Origin of the sequence: Microcoleus sp. AT8-B5 (genome assembly GCF_036705565.1) — a bacterium.
In the GTDB taxonomy this organism is placed as follows: domain Bacteria; phylum Cyanobacteriota; class Cyanobacteriia; order Cyanobacteriales; family Microcoleaceae; genus Microcoleus.
In genome coordinates this window covers 1-19,851 of record NZ_JAUBUY010000080.1, presented here as the reverse complement: position 1 = coordinate 19,851, position 19,851 = coordinate 1, and the positions used below count along the sequence as shown (strand labels likewise).

The window sequence follows — 19,851 nt, the reverse complement described above, 5'->3', positions numbered from 1 at the left end:
TTGCCCAAAAATAGCTCAAAACCTCTGCCCTAGTATTTTTGGGTATTTATACTCATTGCAAAAGTGACACGCTCCCGGTTGAAACCCCTGTCTAATAGCTAAAGTCCTCTAAAAGAGGACTCAAGAACTCATCAGTCCTCTTTTAGAGGACTTGCGCTTTGAGGCAGGGGTTTCAACCCCTGCCGGACTGTCGGTTTGATGTTAAAATGTTTACAGGATTTACCCACGCGGTGTGAGAGAAAGTATTTAAGCGGGATTTGATATTACTCAACAATCGCCCCATCTAAGCTGGTTTTTCTTAAGTCTGTTCTGGCTAAATTTGCACCTCTTAAATCCGCACCTGTTAAACAAACATTGCTTAAATCTGCATAACTCAAATCCGCACCTCTGAGATTAGCATCTGATAAATTTGCTCCCGATAAGTTCGCCCTCACCAGTTGCGATTTACTCAAATTGCTGCCACTCAAATTTGCTGCTGACATCTGTACCGCCATTAAGTTTGCTTTGCTTAAATTACTGCCGCTGAGGTTAGCCAAATTTAATTTAGCATAACTCAAATCAATGTTTTCCAAGCAAAGTTCGCTCAATTGCGCGCATCGCAAGTTAGCATTAATAAAAAACCTGTCTCCAATTCCATAACGGCGCAGCAATTCGTCAACTGCAAGCCGAATTAAAACCGGTTCGCAAGTATTTTGGTAGCACCACGATGTCTCCAGCAAACGGGCGGCTGCTTCAATTGCTACCTTGTCGGATTTAGGGAGGACTAAACTATTGCACCCATCCCACTCACCGTTGAGCATGAATGCCATCTCAGAAGCTGCTACAATTGAGTCGCATAACAAAACGGTTTCTGGTTTGGGTTGCAGCCAGTTCATTAAGGCGATCGAACTCTTGTTTTTCACTGTTGATTCAGGATTTGTTGGTATTTCTTAATTATAGGTAAAATTATTGAAAACATTATGCACAAATTTGCGGCGGCTTCGGAGACTGAATTAATTGTATTTGGTGCAGCGAGACCTGGATATCGCGATGCAGAAATTGCTGAGTGGATTGAATTTATGCAGGGGCACAATATCAAGCAAGTTTGCTGTTTGCTTCCCGATTCCCAACTCATCCGCTACGGGGACTTACTGGGAACGTATCGGAATATCTTTGGGTGCGATCGAGTTTGCTGGGCTCCGATTGCCGATTTTGAATTGGTAGATAGGGATATTTTGCTCGATCGCATATTACCATTTTTGGCATCTGCAAATAGCAAAGGCGAACGGGTCGTAGTTCACTGTTCTGGGGGGATCGGACGTACAGGACAGGTTTTGGCTGCTTGGTTGGTTAGCGGGCGGGGATTATCTAACAAACAGGCGATCGCAGCAGTAAAAAAAACTGGTAGAAATCCCTATGAAGCCGTGTTTGCTGCTTTGTTCAAAGGTCGAAACCCTTGGCAAGTTGCCGGAGAACTTAATGCTCTTTTAGATGATGGTCGTCCTGTTATATGAACTCCGGTTGCACCGTTAGTTAATTAACAGTTAACAGTTAACAGTTAACAGTTAACAGTTAACAGTTGACCAAATGCCAAATGCCAACTGCCAACTGCCAACTGACTAATCAGTTGTACTAACGTGGTCAATTCTCTCTAATTGCCAGAGAATTTGGTTGCCCTCGCGCCGCACCCGCGACACTACCCAATTTCGCCAAACCCAGTTGTCTCCACGACTGGTGACAGCGCTGGCATTTACATCCATCAAATCAGCCAGTTCAGAACTGGTAATCAAGTAGCCTTTCGTCGCAACCTCGTCGGCGATGTGCAACGTTTCGATCAGATTGCGGAGGTCCTGAACCCTCACCTCGCGGGGCAAGTTCTCCAGGGTATCGGCAGTTGAATCCATCATGGTAGAGTTGGAGATCGGAAGGTCAGAAGTTATGACATAGGATTCTATCGTTTTGTTACCAGTTACGTCCGTTTCTTCCGAAACAATTGTGTTGTCAAAGCGTAGGGGCGGTGCCCCCGTGCCCGCCCCGGCCTCGTCTCCCGTTGGTTTCTGCTGTTGCAGTTCGGGAGTGAGATTGTGCGAGAAGCTGCGGGCGATTTCATCGCATCTGTCGTTGTAGAAGTCGCCGGAGTGGCCGCGGACGTGTTCCCACTTGATTTGCCGGGAATTCAGCTTGTCTAGCAGATGCCAGAGGTCTTGGTTGACAACATCTTTGCCCGTTGAGGTTTTCCAGCCTTTATTTTTCCAGCCTTGAATCCATTTAGTGATGCCGTTTTTAACGTATTCACTGTCGGTGTAAACGGTGACTGGTTCGGTTTGACCGGAATTGGCAAAAAATTCCAGCGCAGCGACGGCAGCCTGCATTTCCATGCGGTTGTTAGTGGTTTGGGGGTCTGCACCTCCGAGTTCGTGACACTTGCCGTCGGCGAAACAAACTACTGCACCCCAGCCGCCGGGGCCTGGGTTGCCGGAACAAGCGCCGTCTGTGTAGAGGCTTTTGATTTTGGGAGTTGTCATGAGCGAATTAATGTGTAATTTACAGGTAAGTTGTTTGCAAGTGCGATAATTAAGGCAATTGAGATAGTTTTACTTAGTGCTATGAAAAATGCCAACTTAAAGATTAAAAAGGTTGCGCTATTTATTTGTCCGTTTTCTTTGTTAATTTTTAATACTTTCGCGCAAGCACAGCCCATAGTGCCTGCTGCTGACGGTACGGGTACTGTTGTCACCCCGATCGGCAACCGCTATGATATCAACGGCGGCAGTTTGTCGGGAGACGGCGCGAATCTTTTTCACAGTTTTGGGCAGTTTGGCTTGAATCAAGGTCAAATTGCTAATTTTCTGACTAATTCGGCTATTCAAAATATATTAGCTCGAATTGCTGGCGGGGACGCTTCGCTAATTAACGGTTTAATTACTGTCACGGGCGGCAATTCTAATCTTTTTCTAATTAATCCTGCGGGGATTGTGTTTGGCCCGAACGCGAGTTTGAATGTGCCGGCGGCTTTTACTGCAACTACTGCTACTGGTGTCGGTTTTGGTTCAAATTGGTTTAATGCTGCGGGTATAAATAATTTTAGCGCGTTGGTGGGTACGCCAAATGCTTTTTATTTTAGTCCGGGTGTACCAGGAAGTATTGTTAATGCTGGTAATTTAGCGGTGACTCCTGGGCAAAATTTGGCTTTGCTTGGCGGTACGGTTGTTAGTACGGGGCAGTTGTCGGCTGCGGGCGGGCAAATTACTGTTGCTGCTGTTGGGGGAGATAATGTTCTCCGCATTAGTCAACCGGGGCATTTGTTGAGTCTGGAAATAGCAACGGGCGGAAATTTTGGTAGTTTTCAACAGACTTTGAATCCTATTTCTTTGCCGCAGTTGCTGACAGGTACTGGGCAAAATCAGGCTGCGGGTGTTGCGGTTGCGGATGACGGTTCTGTGCGGCTTGTGGCTTCTGGTTTGCAGGTGAATTCTGGGGATGTGGCGATTGCTGCTAATGTGTCTGGGCTACCGCAGTTGAATGCGGGAAGTGCGAATTTATGGGCTGCGGAAAATCTCTCGTTAGCGGGCGCTAGGCTGCAAACTGCGGGGGATTTGAGTTTGCTGGGTGGGGATGCGGTGCGGGTCAGGGACAGCGCCCAGAATCCTTTTTTGGCGAAGGCTGGGGGTAATTTATACATTCAGGGATCTCGCACGATCGACATTCTCACTCAAAATGCGATCGGCGGCTTATCTCTTCCCCCGCAATTCCAAAGCGGCGGCAATTTGAGTTTGGTTAGCAACGGCGTTATTTCGGGGGATTCCCACTTTGTTTCTGGTGGCAATTTTTCGATTCGCAATTTGTCGGGAATGCCGGGAAACTTTGTCAGTTTATTTGACCCGATTATCAGTTCGGAAGGAGATGTTTTCTTTGGAGATTATACCGGAGTTTCGCTGAAAGTCGAGGCGAGGGGGAGCATTGTTGCCGAGGATATTACAATTACCGGCCCCGATATTGCATTGGGTAGGGAAAATGTGAGTGGCGATCCAGATATTGCTATTTTAACCAGCAGTCCGGCTTTAATTCTGCGGGCGGGAGTGCAAAATTTGGCTAATTCTCCTAATGTTCCTAATTCTCCTACGGATACTCCGGGTGATAATGAACAACCTAATCCTTTAGGTGACGATGCAATATTTACTCCTGCGTCTATTTTATCGAATAATTTGATTTCTATTGAAAATATTTCGGCAGGCGGGCCGGTGATTTTGTCAGCGCCGGGAATTATCGCAACTAGAGATATTAATGGCGGTCAAATTAATCTCGAAAGCAGGGAAGCAGGAGTGGTAGTTGGGGGCAGATTAACGTCTAGTTCGACAATTAATATTCAAGCTAATGACAATATTATATTGACAAGTGACATTTCTCGTGCTGATATCAACGGCAGTATTAGTCTGAATACTGTTCGAGGCAATATAGTAACAGGGTCGATCGATACTGGGACTTCCGGGGCGATCGCACTCAGAGCTTTTGGCAATGTGAATTTTGGGACTTTGCAGGGGTCTAATGTTGATATTACCAGTAACTCCGGTGAATTGGGAGTTGTGACTGATGCCAATACCATTGTGCCTAATACTACACCAGTCAATATCACAGCAACTGAGAATATCAATTTGACAGCTTTGAGGGACTTAACGGTAGGCAATCTCACCGCTGCGACTGTCAATGCTAGCAGCAATGGGAGTGTTAATACGGGGGCAATCGCTACGAATGGAGATGTCAGACTTTTGGCAGGACAGCAAATTACAGCAGGGACAATTAATGTCAATCCTACCACCAGCACAGACGGAAGCAATCGCATTCCTACAGTAAATTTGAATGCCCAAACTAATATTAGAGTTCTATCGATCGATGCTGGCACTGGCACTATTGCTTTGAGAGCATCCAGCGACTTAAATGCAGTGAATTTGCTAGGAGGAGCAGTTGAGGTCAATAGCGATGGGGGAAAAATTGCGATCGGCAATACTACATCCCTTGGTAACATTAATGTAACAGCTTTAGGCGATATAACTTCCGGAAATTTGCAGGGAGTGGGAGTGAATGTCAATAGTAACTCTGGAACAATTCAAACTGCAAATACCACAGCCACTGGGAATATTAATGTAACAGCTTCTGGCAATGTAAGTTCCGGAAATTTGCAGGGAGAGAGAGTGAATGTCAATAGCACTAGCGGGAATCTGCAAATGACCAACATCACTGCAACAGAAAATATCACTTTCAGAGCGTTAGACAATGTGAATACGGGGAATTTGCAGGGAGTCGCTGTTGATGTTAATAGCAGTAGGGGAAGTGTCAGCACTGGCAATATAAATGCTGCGGAAATTGTGAGTATTTTAGCCGCAAACGAAATCACAATAGGGCGAATAAATGTTAATCCTGTTGTTAGGGTCGATCGCACTTCTACAGTAAATCTTAACGCTCAAAATGATATCAGCGTTGCATCCATAAATGCTCCGGGCGGTAATGTTGAGCTCGCAACTCCGGGTTTAGTTCGAGTGACGGGTACTTTTGGCCAAAACGGCACTCCTGTTAGCATCTCGACTCTTGGCGACACTCAAGCGGGTACAGTTACGATCCGCCACGGCGGCGGTGATGTCAATCCGCCGATACCTTTTGCGGTGGGAGATGCGACGACTAACGGTACTGCTGGGGCGATCGCCAGCAATGCTTCAGGTACGATTACTCAAGGGCGATCGTTCATAAATTCTTACACTCAAGGCAATAGTGCGATCGTAACTACCAATCAACCAACAAATCCCGACAATCCCAATAATCCGAATAATCCGAATAATCCGAATAATCCGAATAATCCCAATAATCCCAATAATCCCAATAATCCTAATAATCCCAATAATCCCAATAATCCTAATAATCCCAATAATCCCAATAATCCCAATAATCCTAATAATCCCAATAATCCCAATAATCCCAATAATCCCAATAATCCCAATAATCCCAATAATCCTAATAATCCCAATTCGCCGCCAATATTACCAAGGGATAGATTTGCATTAGATAGAGGGCGATCGCTTTTCCCCGATCCCAACCAACCCTTTAGCCGCCAACAGCGGCAGAATCAAAACAGAATATCGCGAGATATAGGAAAACCCGGAGAAAGGATGCCGCGCGAAAGGATGCAATTTCCCAGAGAAGTGAGAAATTTCATCAATTCAAATATCCTAGATTCAGTTATTCAGTCAGCATTTCGCGGCGACATCGGCAGGAATTTGGAGACAGGCCAAATATCGGAAGCTTTGTCTCTGCTGGACAAATCTTTCAGCCAAGAATTCGGGGAATATTTAGGCATCAACATCAGCAACGAGTTGGTATCCCCAGAGGAAATTCAAAAAAAGTTAGAATCAGCGGGTAAAGAAACCGGCACAAAACCCAGCTTAATTTATCTATTCTCGCAGCCCGAAGAATTAAATTTAATGCTGATCACTTCTTGCGGTGAAGTGGTTCACAAAAGTGTGCCGTCAGCGAACCGACAAGAACTTCTGAAAGTTGTAAATGAGTTCAGGGGTGAGATTACCAAACCGGGGGTGCGGGCTACTACGAGTTATCTACCATCTTCCCAACAGCTTTATAAGTGGATGATTGGGCCTTTAGAGGACAGTTTGAAAAAGTGCGAAACGGATACTATTTCCTTTGTTGTCGATCGAGGTTTGAGAGGTATGCCCTTTGCTGCTTTGCACGACGGACAGCAATTTTTGGTGGAAAAGTACAATCTCAGCCTGATGCCCAGCATTAATTTAACAGATACCCGCTACGTCGATCTCAGAAATTCTCAAGTTTTAGCAATGGGTGCCTCGGAATTTTCCGAGTTGAATCCTTTGCCTGCGGTTCCTGCAGAAATAGCCGCTATTTCTAGAGAGTGGCCGGGAGTTAGTTTTCTGAATGAGGATTTCACTTTGGAGAATTTGAAGCGACAGCATCAAAGCCGGCCTTTTGGGATTATTCACTTAGCTACTCACGGCGAATTTCGACCTGGAGTACCGAATAATTCTTTTATTCAGTTGTGGAATAGTCGGCTGCGACTGGATCAATTACGGGATTTGAGATTGAATGATCCGCAGGTGAATATGTTAGTTTTAAGTGCTTGTCGGACTGCGGTGGGAGATGCACAGGCCGAGTTGGGTTTTGGGGGTTTGGCGCTGCAAGCGGGGGTGCAAACGGCTTTGGGAAGTTTGTGGTACGTGAGTGATGAAGGTACTTTGGGATTGATGAGTGAGTTTTACCAGCAGTTGAAGACGGCGCGAATTAAGGGGGCGGCGCTGCGACAAGCGCAAATTGCGATGTTGCGGGGAGATGTGCGTTTGGAGGGTGGCCGATTGCGGGGTTTGAGTCGGGGTGAGGGGGTGGAGTTGCCGGCTTCGCTGCAAGGGTTTGCGGATTTAAAGTTGTCGCATCCTTATTATTGGTCGGCTTTTGTGATGATTGGGAGTCCTTGGTGATGGGTGATTAGTGATTAGTGATTTGTTATTAGTGGGATATTAATGGTTTTTCGGGAAAAGTCGATCGCCCGCAAGCAAGCAAGTTCCGAGTGCGATCGGCCTGTTCACTATTTTTTATGCCGAGTCCGCCACCACCCGATCGCTTGATATCGTTTCCGATTGCACCGGAATTATTATATAGAGAACACGGCGCCCGGCCAATTTGTGTCAACTTAAATCGTCAGTCCGCCAGTCCTCCCGCCCGCCCGCCAGTCCGCCAGGGAATGAATTCCCTGGCTAATAGCTAAAGTCCTCTGAAGAGGACTAATGAGTTGAAAAATTCTTCTTCTCAGTCCTCTTAAGAGGACTTTAGCTTTGAGGCAGGGGTTTCAACCCCTGCCGGACTGCCGGACTACTCAACCAAAGCCTGCCGCTGAGCCTCCAACAATTCCTGAATTCCAGTTTCTGCCACATCCAAAATTTGATTTAACTGACTCCGGCTGAAACTTCCCTCTTCCGCAGTTCCCTGAATTTCGATGATATTCAAATCTCCATTCATTACCACATTACAATCAATTTCAGCCGCCACATCTTCCAGATAATTCAAATCTAAAAATGGCTCCCCTTCCAAAAGTCCCACAGACACGGCCGCCACTTGGCGAATCAAGGGCGATCGCACTAAATCACCTTTTTGTACCAACTTGTTCAAAGCGTCAGCCACAGCCACAAACCCGCCAGTAATTGAAGTCGTGCGAGTCCCAGCGTCCGCTTGCAAAACATCCGCATCGACAAGTATTGTGCGTTCTCCCAATAGTTGCATATCCAAGCACGATCGCAAACTGCGCCCAATCAACCGCTGAATTTCTTGAGTCCGTCCCGATAATTTCATAAATTCCCGCTCTTGTCGCTGCGGCGTAGATCCCGGCAACATTCGGTATTCCGCTGTCAGCCAACCTTGTCCGGTATTCTCCAGAAATCTAGGCACTCCCGGCTTGATTGTAACGCTGCAAAGTACCTGAGTATCGCCACTTTTCGCGAGCACGGAACCGCTAGCAAATTTGGTAAACTGTCGATCGAAACTAATCGGACGAATTTGATTTGGTAGTCTGCCATCTGGACGTTGGAAAGACATAATATTTAGGTGATTGGTAATAGGTAATTAGGCATTAAAACTTTAAAAGTTGGTATTAATATTCCGGTTTTTTTGATGCGGTAAATATGCAGTCATTCAATCTAAAATCTACTAAAATCTAAAATCCTATAATGATTTGCTCTTAGCCTCGATTAATTTGAGAATATCCTGCTGGACTTGTTGTGGAGATTGAGCGCCATCAATAGTTAACAGTTTGTTGCGGTATTCGTAATACTCTAAAAGAGGAATAGTGCGTTCGTGGAACAAATCCAGCCGACGCTGTAATATTTCAGGATGGTCATCCGATCGATCGCGCTCGATCGACCTACTCAGCAAAACCTCGATCGGCACTTTCAGCCAAACGGCCCAATCTAGCTCCTGCGCCAAATCCTCTAATAAAAAATCCAACTCCTCAGCTTGAAAAGCCGTTCGCGGATAGCCCTCCAACACCCAGCCATTAAAGACATCCCACAGCAGCAGTCGGCGGCGAAAGAATTGAATCATAGTTGCGTCGGGAACTAATTCCCCTCTTTCGACATAAGACACCGCCAGCTTGCCTAAATCTGTGTCTTCTGCGATCGCCTCCCGTAGAATGTCCCCCACAGCCAGCAAAGGAAGGCTCAAATTGCTGCACAGTAGTTCAGCCTGAGTTCCCTTTCCCGCTCCTGGCCCTCCCAGAATCACCACTCTCACAGTCCCTGCTCCTAGTGCCGCGACATTCAAATTTTACGCGATGTGTGTACCTTTTCTTCAAAGCCCTGGACGCCGCAAGACTCTCATCACCTTGGTTTTTCACCCTATAACTGTATAAATGTCAAGCTCCACGCCGTATTTTGGTAAAAAACCCCGTTTCTGCCTAAGTGCTAATTGAGTTCAAAAATCGAACAAACGACTGCGAATGCCACTGCCGCGAGCTTTTGACAACTTGTATATATAGTGTTTGATCCGATGTGCACTCGGCCCCGTACACTATATATTGTCAAGCAGGCTTCAGCCACGCCAAGGTCGGAGCTGCACTCAAGACTTAGTTGCTGATTAAATATTGCCCTATGGTTGCTCAGTTACAAACCCCTAAACTCAATTTAACCCACAGCTTGCCCTACACAGTTCAAGGGCTGGTGCAAGTCTTTACAGGCCCGCACCGCTGCTTTTTTACCAGTGTCATGGCTCAGGCCCTCAGAATTGCAGGACAGGGAGCTCCCGTGCTAGCGGTGCAGTTCCTCAAAGGGGGAATTAATCAAGGGCACCAGCATCCGGTGCGGCTGGGGCAAAATTTAGATTGGATGCGCTGCGATTTGTCACGCTGTATTGAGAATGCCGATCTAGATGAGCTGGAGACGCGATCGATCGAACAATTGTGGCAGTATGTTCAAAATGCGGTGCGTGAAGGTCGTTATGCCTTAGTTATTCTCGATGAATTGAGTTTAGCGGTTAATTTGGGCTTGATTCCCGAAGCCGAAGTGGTGGCATTGATTGACAACAAGCCCCATCATTTGGATATGATTTTTACCGGGCCATCGATGCCCCAAAGAATTTTGGATGTTGCCGACCAAATTACGGAAATTCGCCGCAGTTAAGGACAATGATTCAATTTGCGATCGCCTGTTTAGCGATCGCATTTTTTATGTAAAAAAACAGTATCAAAAAAAAAGAGGCGATCGCTTAGCTCAAAGAGCGATCGCACGCTGATCAATTTACCAGCGACGTTACGCTTGAACTACCGGATCGAAGACAACACTCAATCGATCTGCCGGCACCATCCGCTTGAGAATTTTCAAGTGACCGTCTGCATCAGACCAACTGCGAAACTCACCCACAACCACCTTTTCCACATTTGGAAGCGAGCGAACTATAGTCCACGGCTTGAGACGTTTTTCTTGCAACATACTAGATAAATCTCCTTGGTAAATTGGAGCCAAAGCCAGTCCCCCTCGTTGGCCACGACCGAAGACTGGCTTTTGACTTTGCAAACTTGCCCTTCTCTAAGAACATAGCACAAAAAAAATAGTTTGGGATTATATCTTATTTTTCGCTTTTTTTAGAGCTACTTTTTACAGAACAGATGATTAAACTCCACACTTATTAACTCTTTAATTCCCAACTCAAAACTATTTAATGACTAACACTTCGACTTCGCTTGGGGTGCAGCCTCACTAATAAATTCTGCCTTCTACCTTCTACCTTCCTTTTACTGAGATATTGCACCATTCTCAATAAGTTTTTTATGAACAGGCTTTCCGGCCTGTTCCACAAGAAAATTCACTCTTTGTGGAACAGGCCGAAAAGCCTGTTAAGCGAGAATAGTGCAAGATGTGAGTTTTACAAATCCCGCCGCGACAGCAGAAACCAGATCCCACCCAAACCCAAAACACCGCACAAAACCCCGCCTTCCCACCCAAAAACAGTCCCCCCCGGCAAATGTCCAGGCTTTGCTTTAGAAGAAAAATTCAGCTCCGAATAGTATACCCACTGGCTGTTAACCCGCCAGCCCACTCGATCGCCAAACTTCTCCCAAACTGTAGCATCATAAACACCAGGCTTTCCCCCCAACTTGAGCCACAAACCCTTTTGCACAGAAAAACCGAATCTGCGGTGACTGTGCCGCACCCAAAGTCGATCGATAGTCTGCAAATCCTTAGCTGGAAACTTCCTAATATCTTCCTCACTCAAATAACCCCGTGAATTTTGCTGCATCACCTCCAGCATTTTCACAGAAGTTTCCTCATCAGCACCACGCCAATTTTTAGCAGCCAGCAGCCTTGCCAAGTGAGAATAATCAATACCTTTTTCTGAGTCTAAATTCACAGAAATTAACAGAGTATCAGTCACAGGTTGAGTCGGAACCGAAGGACTAACAACAGTTGCCTGCTGCGACTTTTCCAGCACGGGGACAACAACAACAGGAGGTTTTAAAGCATCCAAAACTTCCACAGCAGATTTGTAGCGATCTTTAACATATTCCTGAATTAACTTATCCAAAACCTGACCTAAATCCTCGCTAATTTGTGTTCCTTTTGGCAAAGCCTCCCTCCACAGCCACCGGCCTTCAAGCGGATCGTAAAGGTCATCGTGAATGTCCCCGTAGATATCCAGATAAGGCATAACAGAAGTCAGCAAGCGAATGCAAGTCACCCCCAAACTGTAAAGGTCGCTAGCCGGAACAGCCCTACCGTGACGCTGTTCTAGAGCCGCGTAGCCGGGAGTTCCCAACTTCGTTCCTGTTTTGGTGGGAGCAGCAGCTACTACCTGTTTGGAAACCCCAAAATCTATCAGCACTAACTTACGATCGCGCGATCGGCGGATCACATTCTCCGGCTTAATATCGCGGTGAATTACATTTCTGTCATGAACAAACTTCAATAAAGGCAACAAATCTAACAGCAGTTCGCAAGTTTTAATTTCGCTATAAGCACCGTACTTATCTAACTCATCCTTTAAATTATTGCCATCAATAAACTCTTGCACCAAATACAAGCGCCCATCTTCCTCAAAATAAGAAATTAACTGAGGAATTTGCGGGTGCTTCAGTTCGTATAACCGCCTTGCCTCTTGTTCAAACAGTCGAACATATTTTTTAAAATGACCGGGCTTCCGCTGAAATTCTTGAGGGGGTGACAACTGTTTAATCACGCACAATTCCTCAAATTTTCCATGATTAACAGCTCGGAAAGTCCTGCCAAATCCCCCATCGCGTAGCGGTTCAGTTGCTGCATAAAGGTCTTTTAGCAGCAGCTTTGAACCACAATTAAGACAATACTTTGTGCCTGGTGGGTTCTGACGCTTGTCTCTTGGGCAATCGAGATTAAGGCAGTATGTCATATATTAAAAAAATGCGAACAAAATTAGTAGGAAGGGTTTTATATTATTCAAGAGTCCGATCGCGAGCTGGTTTTTGTAGAGGCGAAACCTCGAACCTTGCGGAGGCGGCAGCCACCCTCGCCATCAGAGGGGGCGCTCTCACCAGACTGCCACCCCTGAGCAAGTATAACTCTCTTGAGGGTTTGACCTCAAACTCGAAGTCCACATCTAACCTTAGACTCCGCTGCGTGCAATACATTTGATTTAGCGGTCAAATAGCCCGTAGATCAAACAGAAATAGTCATTTATTGCCAGCCCCGTGAGCACTGCAACGCCAAAAAAACTAAGGATTCCGCCTGAGATATAATTTTATTGCCAGAGAGAAGCACACTAACGGGAGCCACAGCTTCCGTCAAGTTCGATCGACCTAAATATTTTACCCGTAAAATATTTAACTTAACCAGGCATAATTAACAATCCAAAAATCCCCAACAAACGCACGTTAAAATAAAGACTAGCTTCCGCGATCGCCATCCGAACTCGATCGGACACTTAGCCAGTTTTCCCTGTTTCCTTTTTTCAGCTATTACCAGTTACATCTATTTCGATCGGTCTACTTAATTAGGAACCGCTAGTGACACCAAAACTACTGCCCTCTCCAACTCCAAACTCCCGCAAAAAATCACCAAAAGTACCTTGGTTCGAGCGGTTCATGGCACTGGTCGCCCTAGGAAATTTAAGCCTAGTATTATTTGACATAACTTACGTCCCCGGACGAGATTTCTACTTCCGGCAACTCCCAGTTCTAACTCAAGTATACGACCCATTTAAAGGAATTAAACCCCACCGAGACACCCAGCAATATCTGGAAACCTTAGAAGAATTAAAAATTCAAGTAGTGCAAACAGGATTGCCCTCTCCCCAAGTAGCAGCCAAATTGCAGGAAATAAACAATCTGAGCGCGAAAATGATCGACGAAGATCCCTTTCGAGTAGCATCAAAAAGTGGCACCCTAGAAAAAATCAAAGACCGGATGCGCGATCGCGTCCCGAATCCAGAAGACTCCGCTAAACAATCATTCCAAAGATTTTGGAGCCCTGACTATTTAAACAAACAAGACTGGCAAAAAGAAATCCAGTGGTTTGACTCCAAAATCAAGCCATTAATCGCCACCAACTATTACCGCGAGATTGGAGAAAACGGCGAATTTACCGATAACTTCTGGCTAATTGACCTGCCATTTATTGCCATATTCGCGATCGAATTTCTAGCCCGTACCTACTCGATCGGCCGCCGCCACCGCAGCGTCACTTGGCGATCGGCCATGCTCTGGCGATGGTACGACATCTTCCTGCTGCTCCCATTCTGGCGCCTGTTGCGAATATTACCCGTCACAATTCGCATCCACCAAGCCAAAATGCCGGATCTCCAACCCATACGCACCCAAATCAGCCGAGGTTTCGTCGCCAATTTCGCCCAAGAATTGACCGAAGTTGTAGTAATTCAACTCATCAACCAGATGCAACAATCAATTACCACAGGCGAACTCGCTCGTCAACTCTTTAAATCCCCAAAACAGCGCTATCTAGACATCAACAATATCAATGAAATAGAAGCGATCGCCACCCATCTCGTCCAAATAACCGTCTACAAAGTCCTCCCCCAACTCCAGCCCGACCTAGAAGCCCTCCTCCGGTACAATATTGAAAGCTTCCTCAAACAATCCCCCCTCTATCAAGGATGGAAGCAAGTACCCGGTCTGGGAAACCTGCCCGAACAGCTAGCACAGCAATTAGTTGCAGAACTCTCAAAATTAGCCACCCTCGGCCCCCAAGATGCCTACGAAGCCTTCAAAATCGCCAGCGAAGACCCCATAAGCATCAAACTTTCAAGCCAGCTAGTCCAACATTTCGGGCAAGCTTTAGGCACCGAACTGCAACAGCAGCAAACCTGGCAAGAAATACAACTGCTGCTGTGCGATTTCCTAGAAGAGTTCAAAATCAACTACATTCAGCGGTTGAGCGAAGAAGACTTCGAGAAAATTTTAGAACAAGCCAAAGAACTGCAACGGATAGCCCCGCGTTAGCGCAAGTCTCCACCGCTTTACTTATTTTTTTCTTCCCCAATTAGCAATTAGCAATTACCCTGCTTTAACTCCAGCAAATGAAACTTGCTGGAATTGTAAAGTTTCATGTGCGATCGGCATTCTCTACCAGAGTCATCTGCAGAGTTGTGCATCCCACATTCAGCGCGGTAGTGAGTTAGACCGCCGTTAGGGTCCTCAGCGGTCTGGGAACTCACGTTTTTAGCGATAAAGCTCATTTTTTTTAGACGTATATTATATCAATATATAGCAATCCTAAATGATTATACTCGTTACCAGGAAGAGCCTGGTAACGCAGATCCGGAGGAAGAGCCTCCATAGTCGGGGCCGAGGCAGAGCCTCGCTTACATCGGTTCCCAGGCAGAGCTTGGAAGTTAACCAGTTATTGAAACTGATGCGAGGATTGCTATATAGCAATCCTCGCATCATTTGTAAAAATATGTAGGGGTAGTGCTACCCCTACTCCCCGTGCCTACCCCAGCCTGCATCGGGGCAACCGGGCGTGGGGAGAGCCCCTACAAGAATTACACGAATCATTTAGGATTGCTATATATCTAATTTAGATGAAATGATATTTTTTATTGCCCATCTGTAAAGTAAAGTTAAAAACCACTACAAATAGCTGTAAACCAAGTAATCTATTAGATAGAATTGCTAGCTGATTTTCTCAAAAAATTTTTTTTTTACAAATGCTAGTAAAAAAATCAGGCGCTTCAGCAGGGAGCATCTCATATTTGTAAAAACACTTCTTCTTCCTCCTGCCTTCTGCCTCCTGCCTCCTCCCTCCTGCCTCGCAGCAAGAGAGCCTCAAAAATCCAATTTCTAACTTAGGTGCTTTCATTGAGATGTTCCCCTTCAGCATCTTTAGTCAGCTATAATTATAACCCTCTCATAGTAAACACCTAGAGTAGCTATGCTGGTTCAAGCAAGTTACTTTCTAAAAAGTTTCAATAACTATTATAGATAGCTTTTCAATATATATTTCCTCAGTCTCATTTCACTAAATCCACAGAGATTTTCCCTCAACTCGTTACCCCAGGAGTAACACCAATCAATGTCACACACATCTCGCACCACTTTTCTGTCAAACCGTTCTCAAAAAAAGCTGTCACTTCGCCTGATCCTAGTGTTGCCATTCGTCGTGCAAATCTTTGCCGCCGTCGGGCTGACCGCTTGGGTCTCGGTACGCAACGGACAAGAAGCTGTCAATAATGTTGCGACTCAACTCCGCAGTGAAGTCTCCGAACGCATCAATCAGAAGCTTAACGAATATTTAGAGGCTCCCCACCTAGTCAATCAAATCAATCTTGAGGCTGTCCGCCTAGGTCAAATTGACGTTCAAGACTTGCCACGCCTAGAGCGCTACTTTGTGCAGCAGGTACAGTTATTTCCGACAGCAGGTTCCATTATGTTCGGTAGTCAAAAATATGATGGCTTTATTGGGGCATTAAAACCTAAAAAAGACACCTTGCAAATCATGGAAGCCGGCCAAGCCACAGGGGGAAGTATTCGATTTTATGATATGACTAAAGACGGAGAGCGTATAAGGCTCATTCAGGAAAAGCCCGACTTCAAGATAGAGGAACGACCCTGGTACGTGGCTGCCGTCCAAGCAGGCAAACCAGTGTGGGGCGAAATATTTTCCTATCACGCTTTCCCAGAAATGGTTTTGCCTGCTAGTGTTGCTCTCAATGATAGTAAAGGAGCAGTCATTGGGGTATTCGCCGATCATTTTTTTCTAACACAAATTAGTGACTTTCTCAAAAATATAAAAATCGGTCGTTCAGGGCAAACTTTTATCATCGAGCGCTCAGGACTCATCGTTGCCAGCTCTACCCTAGAGCAGCCATTTTTAGTTGAAAATGCGAAAGCTAAACGCATCAATGCAGCTAAAAGCACAGATCCCTTAATAAGCTCTGCTACGAAGCAATTACAACAGCAATTTGGCGACCTAAAAAAAATTACCAAGCGAGAACAGCTTGACTTCTGGATCGATGGCCAACGACAATTTCTACAAGCGCTTCCTTATAAAGACGATCGCGGTTTGGACTGGTTAATTGTAATCACAGTTCCCGAAGCTGACTTCATGGAGCAAATTAATGTTAACACCCAGACGACCATTTTTTTGTGTTTAGGAGCCTTGGGACTGGCTACGGTTTTAGGAATATTAACCGCACGCTGGATTACTAACCCGATTCTTCGCTTGAGTGAAGCTTCTAGGGCAATCGCTAGTGGAGATTTAGACCAAAATGTGCAAGTAAAAGGCGTAGAAGAACTAGAAGTTCTGGGTCAATCATTCAACCAAATGGCACAACAGTTGCGCGAATCCTTTGATGCGCTAGCCAAGACCAATTCCGAACTAGAAATCAGAGTACAAGAACGCACTGCTGAACTCACGGAAGCCAAACAAATCGCGGATACTGCCAACCAAGCTAAAAGTGAATTTTTAGCAAATATGAGTCACGAATTGAGAACACCACTCAATGGAATTTTAGGATACGCTCAAATCCTAGAACGCTCAAAAACGATGGCTCCCAAGGAACTCCAAGGCATCAGTATTATTCACCAGTGTGGCTCCCACCTGCTAACCCTGATCAATGACATCTTAGACCTCGCTAAAATTGAAGCCCAGAAACTGGAACTGTACGCGAAAGATTTTCATTTTCCTTCCTTTTTGCAGGGAGTCGCGGAAATCTGCCGCATCCGAGCCGAACAAAAAGGAATTGCTTTTGTTTATCAACCCAGTTCGGAAATTCCTGCTGGCATCTACGCTGACGAAAAACGCTTGCGACAGGTACTAATTAACTTACTGAGCAATGCAATTAAGTTTACAGACTCGGGACGAGTGACTTTTAAGATAGAATATCTGGAAAAGGGGACAGGTGCAAAGGTACAAAGCCATCAGCAAAAGCCAGCCTCACCAATTCACAAAATTCGGTTTCAAATAGAAGATACTGGCGTTGGTATGACGCCAGAACACTTAAAAAAAATATTTTTGCCTTTTGAACAGGTAGGAGAGAGCAAGCGTCAGGCGGAAGGAACCGGACTCGGTTTAACAATTAGCCAGAAAATTGTCGAAATGATGGGTAGTACCATTCAAGTAAAAAGTCAGTCACGAACAGGCAGTGTTTTTTGGCTAGATTTGGATTTACCGGAAGCGGCAGACTGGGCAAATACAGTCACGATTGCCAAGCAAAGAAAGCTAGTTGGGTACCAAGGTAGAAAACAGAAAGTTTTGGTTGTGGATGACAAATGGGAAAATCTCTCAGTCATTGTCAATCTCCTGGAACCCCTCGGATTTGAAGTAACCGAAGCTAAAAACGGTCAAGAAGGTTTAGAAAAAGTAGAAGAGTTTAAGTTCGATTTGATTATCACTGACTTAGTGATGCCAGTGTTAGATGGCTTTGAGATGATGCGCCGTATCCGAAATTTGTCAGACTATACAGACGTGGCAATCATTGCTTCATCTGCCAGTGTATTTGCTACCGACCAACATAAAAGTTTGGAGGGGGGAGCCAACGATTTTCTCGGTAAGCCTGTGCAGGCAGAAGAGCTATTTGAGATGTTGCAAAAGTATTTAAAACTTGAATGGATATATGAGGAACGAAAAAATGAAAAAATCAGCAATATTGCCTTTTCCTCTGAGCCTCAATCACTTTCTGAATCGAACTCTGTAGTGGCTCCCCCGCCCGGAGAAATGGAACTCCTACTTGAACTGGCGATGAGAGGCAACGTGAAAGGAATTGTGAAGCGCAGTGAACACTTAGAGAAATTGGATCAGAAATTTGTGTCTTTTGCTGTTGAGCTGCGCCAGTTAGCCCAAGGCTATCAGGTCAAAAAAATTAAAGAGTTTATTACATCCCACAGGATAGAAAAAGAATGAAGGCAGCAAATATTGAAACAAGTAGCATCTTAATCGTCGATGATAATCCTAGCAATCTAGACGTGCTTTCTGAAGCTTTAGCGGGTTTTGGATGGGAGATATTGGTAGCAACTGATGGCGAAACCGCCATCGAACAGGCTGAATATACTCAGCCTGATTTGATTCTTTTAGATGTGATGATGCCAGGAATTGACGGGTTTGAAACCTGCCATCGCCTGAAGGCAAGTCCGTTGACGAACGAAATTTCGGTAATTTTTATGACGGCTCTTTCTGACATAGGAGATAAAGTCAAAGGCTTTAATCTAGGGGCTGTGGATTACATTACTAAGCCTTTTGAACAAAATGAGGTATTAGCTCGCGTCAATCTCCATTTAAAACTGCGTTCTTTGACTAAAACTCTCGCCGATCAAAATCTGCTTCTCAAACGGGAAATTGAAGACAGGATCGCAGCCGAAGCAGCGTTACATCAGCTCGCGCAGGAGTTAGAAAAACGGGTGGAAGAACGAACCGCTGAACTTTCTCAAGCTTTGGATAATCTTAAAAAAGCTCAGGTGCAAATCGTTCAAAGTGAAAAGATGGCTTGTCTGGGTCAACTTGTAGCTGGGGTAGCTCACGAAATTAACAATCCAGTTAGTTTTATCTCCAATAATATCCCTATTGCCAAGGAATATATTGCCGATTTGATCGAGATAACTCGGCTTTGCCAGCACCACGTTAATTCGACATCAGAATTTGAGGAGAAGTCCCAAGAGATTGAGTTAGATTTTATTGTGGAAGATTTGCCAAAAATTATTGATTCAATGGCGGTCGGAACAGAGCGACTTTACAATCTTTCTATGTCACTGCGTAATTTCTCTCGGTTGGATATATCGGCACTAACGCCAGTGAATATTCACGATGGGCTAGATAGTACCCTGTTGATTTTAGGTCATCGATTGAAAGGTAAAGGCACTCGCCCAGCTATTAAGGTTATTAAAGAGTACGGCGAATTACCGCTGGTAGAGTGCTATCCTGGGCAAATCAATCAGGTGTTTATGAATGTATTAGCGAATGCAATTGATGCTTTAGAAGAGTCTACGAGCAGTTGTCCGCCCTGCGGGGAAAAGCAACAGAGCAATGACAACCCACAGATTCGTATCTGCACTGAAATGCTTCAGGGCGACAGAGTTTTGATTCGGATTGCTGATAATGGGGTTGGCATAACTCAGGAAGTAATGCAGCATTTATTCACGCCGATGTTTACTACTAAATCAGTAGGTAAAGGGACAGGTTTAGGTTTGTCTATTAGCCGTGAGATTGTAGAAGCAAAACATGGTGGTAAGCTGACTTGCATTTCCTCGCCCGAATGGGGGGTAGAGTTTGTTATTGAGCTTCCAATTCAGCATTAGTAATGGGGAGTTTTTAGGGCAGGGTAAACGCATCTTAATTTCAACCTCAAACATGATAAGATGAAGTGTTTAGCTAAATCAAGTGCGTAATTGAT

12 protein-coding genes are annotated in these 19,851 nt (G+C 45.2%); 6 read left to right on the top strand and 6 right to left on the bottom strand.

Annotated features, from left to right (window positions below):
- Positions 1–263: 263 nt before the first annotated feature.
- Entirely contained in the window at positions 264–902 is a 639-nt protein-coding gene (locus tag QUB39_RS29130; RefSeq protein WP_333212625.1) for a pentapeptide repeat-containing protein, read from the bottom strand.
- A 57-nt stretch (positions 903–959) separates the two neighbouring features.
- Between QUB39_RS29130 and QUB39_RS29125 the strand changes: the two genes are divergently transcribed.
- Positions 960–1,493 (top strand): dual specificity protein phosphatase family protein, encoded by a 534-nt coding sequence (locus QUB39_RS29125; RefSeq protein WP_333212627.1) that lies wholly within the window; start codon positions 960–962, stop codon positions 1,491–1,493.
- Between the two features lie 105 nt (positions 1,494–1,598).
- Here the strand turns inward: QUB39_RS29125 and rnhA are convergent, their stop codons facing one another.
- Complete coding sequence (gene rnhA / locus QUB39_RS29120; RefSeq protein ID WP_333057851.1) at positions 1,599–2,504, bottom strand: ribonuclease HI; 906 nt, start codon at positions 2,502–2,504, stop codon at positions 1,599–1,601.
- An 81-nt stretch (positions 2,505–2,585) separates the two neighbouring features.
- On the opposite strand from rnhA, the gene QUB39_RS29115 reads away from it, so the two are divergent.
- On the top strand, positions 2,586–7,472 hold the full coding sequence (locus tag QUB39_RS29115) for a CHAT domain-containing protein (protein WP_333212629.1): 4,887 nt from the start codon (positions 2,586–2,588) through the stop codon (positions 7,470–7,472).
- 391 nt (positions 7,473–7,863) lie between these two features.
- Here QUB39_RS29115 and rph read toward each other — a convergent pair whose 3' ends face one another.
- Positions 7,864–8,583 carry a ribonuclease PH gene (gene rph / locus QUB39_RS29110; protein ID WP_333057849.1) on the bottom strand — a complete coding sequence of 240 codons (720 nt, stop codon included), beginning with the start codon at positions 8,581–8,583 and terminating at the stop codon, positions 7,864–7,866.
- A gap of 126 nt (positions 8,584–8,709) precedes the next feature.
- Positions 8,710–9,276: a nucleoside monophosphate kinase gene (locus tag QUB39_RS29105; RefSeq protein ID WP_333212635.1), complete on the bottom strand. Its 567-nt coding sequence runs from the start codon at positions 9,274–9,276 to the stop codon at positions 8,710–8,712.
- Positions 9,277–9,632: 356 nt separating this feature from the next.
- Between QUB39_RS29105 and QUB39_RS29100 the strand changes: the two genes are divergently transcribed.
- A complete protein-coding gene (locus QUB39_RS29100; protein WP_333057848.1) occupies positions 9,633–10,160 on the top strand; it encodes a P-loop NTPase family protein in 528 nt (175 codons plus the stop codon).
- 129 nt (positions 10,161–10,289) lie between these two features.
- On the opposite strand, the gene QUB39_RS29095 is transcribed toward QUB39_RS29100, so the two are convergent.
- Positions 10,290–10,553: a hypothetical protein gene (locus QUB39_RS29095; protein ID WP_333212631.1), complete on the bottom strand. Its 264-nt coding sequence runs from the start codon at positions 10,551–10,553 to the stop codon at positions 10,290–10,292.
- Between the two features lie 349 nt (positions 10,554–10,902).
- Positions 10,903–12,402, bottom strand: coding sequence for a GUN4 domain-containing protein (locus QUB39_RS29090; RefSeq protein ID WP_333057846.1), 1,500 nt, complete (start codon positions 12,400–12,402; stop codon positions 10,903–10,905).
- Between the two features lie 613 nt (positions 12,403–13,015).
- Here QUB39_RS29090 and QUB39_RS29085 point away from each other — a divergent pair.
- The 3 genes from QUB39_RS29085 to QUB39_RS29075 all read left to right on the top strand — a co-directional run bounded on the left by QUB39_RS29085 (position 13,016) and on the right by QUB39_RS29075 (position 19,756).
- Positions 13,016–14,467: a hypothetical protein gene (locus QUB39_RS29085; RefSeq protein WP_445243016.1), complete on the top strand. Its 1,452-nt coding sequence runs from the start codon at positions 13,016–13,018 to the stop codon at positions 14,465–14,467.
- 1,072 nt (positions 14,468–15,539) lie between these two features.
- Complete coding sequence (locus QUB39_RS29080; protein ID WP_333057845.1) at positions 15,540–18,368, top strand: ATP-binding protein; 2,829 nt, start codon at positions 15,540–15,542, stop codon at positions 18,366–18,368.
- On the top strand, positions 18,365–19,756 hold the full coding sequence (locus QUB39_RS29075; protein ID WP_333057844.1) for a response regulator: 1,392 nt from the start codon (positions 18,365–18,367) through the stop codon (positions 19,754–19,756). The genes QUB39_RS29080 and QUB39_RS29075 overlap by 4 nt, the downstream gene beginning before the upstream one ends.
- Positions 19,757–19,851 lie beyond the last annotated feature (95 nt).